Genomic DNA, 3901 nt, shown 5'->3' on the forward strand with positions numbered 1-3901 from the left:
GTGGTGATGGCGCTCTGGCCGGGACGGCGCCGGTCCAGGTCCGCCTGAATCCCCGCCACGTCCAAAGGCAGCCGTGGCGGACAGCCATCCACCACCACCCCCACACCACCCCCATGGGATTCCCCAAAGCTGGTGATGCGAAACAGTGTCCCGAAACTGCTGGCCATGGCGTTTTGCACTAGCCTACGGGATCAGGGCAAAAGTGCAGACCCGCAGTGACAGCCCACAAAACGCAAAACGGCAAGCCACAAAAAAGCCCCCGCTGCAGCGGGGGCTGAAGGCTGAAGGAGACGAGAACGTACGCTTCCGTCTCCTCTGCCGACCGCCGATCAGCCGATGGCGGGAGCGGTCAAGGCCACCGTGGTGGACTCGGCGGACGCCAGGTCCAGGGGGAAGTTGTGGGCATTGCGCTCGTGCATCACTTCCATACCCAGGCTGGCGCGGTTCACGATGTCCGCCCAGGTGTTCACCACCCGACCCTGGCTATCCAGGATGGACTGGTTGAAGTTGAAGCCGTTGAGGTTGAACGCCATGGTGGATACGCCCATGGAGGTGAACCAGATGCCGATCACCGGCCAGGCCGCCAGGAAGAAGTGGAGGCTGCGGCTGTTGTTGAAGGAGGCGTACTGGAAGATGAGACGACCGAAGTAGCCGTGGGCGGCCACGATGTTGTAGGTCTCTTCCTCCTGGCCGAACTTGTAGCCGTAGTTCTGGGACTCGCTCTCGGTGGTTTCCCGCACCAGGGAGGAGGTGACCAGGGAGCCGTGCATGGCGGAGAAGAGGGAGCCGCCGAACACACCCGCTACCCCCAGCATGTGGAAGGGGTGCATGAGGATGTTGTGCTCCGCCTGGAACACCAGCATGAAGTTGAAGGTGCCGGAGATGCCCAGGGGCATGCCGTCGGAGAAGGAACCTTGCCCGAACGGGTAGATCAGAAACACGGCGGAAGCGGCAGCCACAGGGGCGCTGTAGGCCACGCAGATCCAGGGACGCATCCCCAGCCGGTAGGACAGCTCCCACTCCCGACCCATGTAGCAGAAAACGCCAATGAGGAAGTGGAACACCACCAGTTGGTAGGGGCCGCCGTTGTAGAGCCACTCGTCCAGGGAGGCTGCTTCCCAGATGGGATAGAAGTGCAGGCCGATGGCGTTGGAGGAGGGCACAACAGCGCCGGAGATGATGTTGTTGCCATACATCAGGGAGCCGGCCACGGGCTCGCGGATGCCGTCAATGTCCACCGGTGGGGCGGCAACGAAGGCAATGATGAAACAGGTGGTGGCAGTCAGCAGGGTGGGGATCATCAACACGCCGAACCAACCCACATAGAGGCGGTTGTCGGTGCTGGTCACCCAGTCGCAGAAGGACTGCCATCCAGAAGCGCCTTGGCGCTGCTGAAGTGTGGTGGTCATCAGGACAGATGATTGGAAGGTAAGCAAGGCGGGGTTTCCGCCCTACGGAACAGACTGTAACAGAAAATTGCGATTGGTGTGGAAATGTTGCGTAATTGGCTGGAACCCCCATCAGGGCAGGGTTTTGCTGGATGCTGTGCGGTATTTTTCCTGGGAAACCCTGTGGGGGCATTGCCCAAGATCCATGTCCCCTGGCCTGCAGACTCACTGCCCTACCCTCAGGTAAGCTGCAGGGGATGCCTTTTGCCTTTGCTGTCGTGACACGCCACATGGAACTGGCTGACCAGGCAACAGCGGTGCAGGTTTAGCCGGCGCCCGGAATGCGCTTTGCTTTATCGTTGGCAGCCTCTCGCTATCCTTGGTAGCCTCTCGCTGCTGGCTCTTGCCCTGTGCCTGCCTGCCGCAGCGGCAACTATCACTATGACGATATTCCCCGCATCACGAAATACCTGAGGATATGAGGATGCCCAGGCGCAGATCTTCGTGTCCAAAATTGATGATCAACGCTGTCAGCCTCCGCTCCGCCCACCGTCACGATTCCGCAATCTCACCAACCTCGTCGGCAGCGAGTGTCATACGCCGCTTAAAGATGCAACTAGACGATGGGCGGCAGGCCATATGGGAAGGCCATGTGGAAGACAGCACAACCCTGTTCTGTACCACAAGGGCTACATATCGTCAAAGCGGGCGGCCCGCAGGGTGCTGAACGCACTGCGAGAAAGTGATGTGATCGAGATCGCGGCGCCATTGATGGAAGCTCCTGATCTGGTGTTTCGCTGGTCGCTGGAGGGCGAGCCCGAGGCGATTGCCCGGATCTGGCAAAGTCTGGGTCGTTCACCACCACCGTGGCGCTCACGGCCGCGCTGTTGTAGCAGGTGATGCTGGGCAGCACCTTCACCGTCACCGCCCCGTCCGCCTCCACAACGTCGTCGTTCTTCAGCGGAATCTGGATCCGGGTGCTCCGCCTGTCGGCCGGTATGTTGTATCCTGTGAGCCCTATGCTCTCGGCGGCCGCCGAGGTCACGTAATCCTGCCGCGGCGTTCTCCTCCGACGCCTGGGCTGTGAACAATAGGCGCCCGACGCCCGGGTCCCGGGAATCGCGGCTCACAAGGAAGACCGCCTTCGCCCCATCCTCCTCCGTCACCGGAGAACTGACCGCTTCCACACGGAGGACAAAGGTGATGTCGTCGTCCGTGATGGTTATCCGCCCGTCGCCGGTGCGGCTCCCCGTTACCTCGCTGGGTATATTCGTGGCCGTCAGGATCGGGGCTGTGCCCGTAGAGGACGTCGGGATGCTCACCGTCACCGCCTCGTCGTCAGGATCATCATCCTGGGGAGAGCCCAGAAACACGTTCGCCACTGTGGCGGACAGGCCGGTGAACGTCACCACGCCATTGCTCAGCGCCACTCCCGTGGGACTTCCGTCCAGGGACAGGGTGCCTGGCGCTGTCACTGGACGGAAGTCCGGGGCACGATCAGGATCTCCCCCGCCAGCAGGGGGCGGCTCAGGGTCAACCGGAGCCTGGCGCGGTCAGTACTGCTCCCCTCCAGCGCAGTGGCGTCCGGCACGCTGAGCGTCACGCTGACGGGGACATCGTCGTCGTCCGTGATGGTGATCTGCCCGTTGCCGTTGCCCATGCCAGTGGCGCCGCCACCGAGGCCGGTAGGAGCCAGCGTCCCCAGCCCCACCGTCACCGTCTCGTCGCTGGTGTCGTCGTCCTGGGCAGGGACCAGCAATAGGGTCACGATGGAGGAGGGGCCGCCGTTGCTGCCGGTGAACGTCACCGTGTTGCCGCTCAGCGTCACTCCCGTGGGGTTGTACAAGATGGACAGGATGAAGTCGGTTCCCAACGAGCCGCCGCTGAAAGTAACGGCACGGCCAGGCTCTCCCCTCCCCACAGGGGGTGGTTCAGGGTCAACCGAATCGTGGCGCGGTCACTGCTGCTCCCCTCGGTGGCCTCGCTATCCGGCGTACTGAGTCGCACCCCGGGGCGTCCTTGACGTAACGCCGCGGGGCCTGACGAGAGAGGGGTGGCGCGGCGCCCCTCAGATGGAGCATCAGAAGAGGAGGGAGAAGCGCAGCCCCAGAGAATGATCCACAGGGGATGTTGCGGAGTTGCTTTCTTCCCGCTCCCCCTCCAGGGCGATTTCCCAGGGTGGTGTCTGGCTTTGCTGGGAATAGGGGGCCAGTGACCAGAGGAGGCCGTAGCTCCTGCTCTCCGGGGAGAAGGCCACTGTCACCCCTGGGGAGAGGGTGAGGCGGTCGTTGTGGAAGGGGAAGCCGTAGGCCAGTTGTGCCTCGAAGTGCTGCCCGCTGCTGCCCGGTGCAGCCAACCCCTCCAGGACGACGGGATTGAGCAGGGCGTCCATGCCCCCCGAGGCGCTGGCGCCCATGGTGTGACCCATGGAGAGGGAAGGGCCACGGTTGGATGGGGACGGGTCCCAGGCGAAGGAGACGGCCAGGCCCTGCTCCCGGAACTCCTCGTCCACG

General features: G+C 63.1%; 5 protein-coding genes. All 5 read right to left on the reverse strand.

What is annotated here, in order from left to right; genetic code table 11:
* On the reverse strand, positions 1–167 hold a 167-nt coding region (locus tag BG35_RS12160; protein WP_152535221.1), incomplete at its 3' end, for a chorismate synthase.
* Between the two features lie 162 nt (positions 168–329).
* The gene (gene psbA / locus BG35_RS0107410) at positions 330–1409 is read right to left on the reverse strand and encodes a photosystem II q(b) protein (protein ID WP_025782330.1); all 1080 of its coding nucleotides are present in this window, start codon (positions 1407–1409) and stop codon (positions 330–332) included.
* Between the two features lie 668 nt (positions 1410–2077).
* The gene (locus BG35_RS0107420; protein ID WP_152535222.1) at positions 2078–2863 is read right to left on the reverse strand and encodes a hypothetical protein; all 786 of its coding nucleotides are present in this window, start codon (positions 2861–2863) and stop codon (positions 2078–2080) included.
* A complete protein-coding gene (locus BG35_RS0107425; protein WP_152535223.1) occupies positions 2860–3234 on the reverse strand; it encodes a hypothetical protein in 375 nt (124 codons plus the stop codon). Before BG35_RS0107425 ends, BG35_RS0107420 begins: the two co-directional genes overlap by 4 nt.
* A 234-nt stretch (positions 3235–3468) precedes the next feature.
* Positions 3469–3901: hypothetical protein (locus BG35_RS13120; protein ID WP_161632568.1), on the reverse strand; the 433-nt coding region annotated here is incomplete at its 5' end.

Origin of the sequence: Candidatus Synechococcus spongiarum SH4 (genome assembly GCF_000586015.1) — a bacterium.
GTDB classification, from domain to species: domain Bacteria; phylum Cyanobacteriota; class Cyanobacteriia; order PCC-6307; family Cyanobiaceae; genus Synechococcus_B; species Synechococcus_B spongiarum_F.